Below are 584 nucleotides of genomic sequence, written 5' to 3' on the forward strand. Positions count from 1 at the left end.
GATCCTCGACGATCTCGCTGTTGGGGTGGTTGAAGCGCGAGTAGACCAGTCCGCGGCCTTCGCCCGGCTGCGGCTCCTTGCGGCCGGCGACATAGTCGAAGAAGTCCCGGCCTTCCTCAGCGGTCGGGAAGACGAAAGTGGACGTCAGGAATACCGGTGGCTTGACCGCACCTTCGGACAATGACGGGTCGTATCCGTAGTTCAGCATCAGGGTGTCCGGATGAAGCTGGTGATCCCCGATGGCGGTCTTGCTCTCACGCGGTGCGGTCATTCGTGCTATCCTCGGCTCGCCGCTTATTTGCCACCCGGTTGCTGAAGTGCAGCATTATTCCCAAGGCTGCAATACGCCCTCACGCCCGCGCTGCCGCCTGACCGGGCCATTCGCGGCTGATCCGGGGTGGGGCTTAATAGAAGTTCAAGCACCTTCGTCGGCTCATTCACGAAGGGCCGAACCTGGTCGCAGATGGCGGGTATCAGGATAACGGAGACTAATAATGTCTCATCTCAGCCGAAGCCTGCTTACGACCCATGCACGAACCCGCTTCGCGGGAGGGCGCATGGTGCATCGTAGCGTGTTATATGTA

At 60.3% G+C, this 584-nt stretch carries 1 pseudogene; it reads right to left on the minus strand.

Going from position 1 to position 584, the window contains the following annotated elements:
• Nucleotides 1-271: pseudogene (locus ACODRZ_RS26830) on the minus strand (methionine gamma-lyase); the annotation flags it as partial.
• Nucleotides 272-584: the final 313 nt, after the last annotated feature.

Source organism: Novosphingobium sp. FG90 (assembly GCF_057808725.1).